Origin of the sequence: Corynebacterium sp. c25Ua_47, from assembly GCF_039907205.1 — a bacterium.
Taxonomy (GTDB): domain Bacteria; phylum Actinomycetota; class Actinomycetes; order Mycobacteriales; family Mycobacteriaceae; genus Corynebacterium; species Corynebacterium hiratae.
Genome location: NZ_JASBOH010000045.1, coordinates 1 through 438 on the forward strand (window position 1 = coordinate 1; position 438 = coordinate 438).

Below are 438 nucleotides of genomic sequence, written 5' to 3' on the forward strand. Positions count from 1 at the left end.
GGCTCGGTTGGCTCGGTGGTCTCAGACGGGTCCTTAGAGGTGACAGTCTGATCCTTGTCGTTGATGTCCTTGTGCTCAGCGATCTCATTCGGGTTCTTCGGATCAGTACCCGGAGTCTCCTTGCCCTCCTTGTCGACCTCAACAGAAGTCAACTCCTCAAAGGCAACCGCAGCCTCAACCGGCTCCGTTACAGACTCATCAACGATGATCTCAACAACAACCTCACCATTGGCAGCATCCGGAGTAAAGGTCTTGAAACCCTCACCCAAAACAGTCTTGCCATCAACCTTAGAAATCAACTCAGCATAAAGGGTGTATTCCTTACCCGGAACCAAACCCTCATACGTCACCGTATCGTTAACCTGCGCACCAGCAACAACCTCAGTAGCACCGTTCGCAAAATCAGCATTCGTCGAAATCTTCGGAGTATCAGACTCA

The 438-nt window shown here is 51.1% G+C and carries 1 protein-coding gene; it reads right to left on the reverse strand.

Features of this window, described 5'->3' with window-relative positions:
• Positions 1-438, reverse strand: a 438-nt coding sequence (locus QKE52_RS13360) for a VaFE repeat-containing surface-anchored protein (RefSeq protein WP_347949009.1), incomplete at both ends; no start/stop codon positions are given.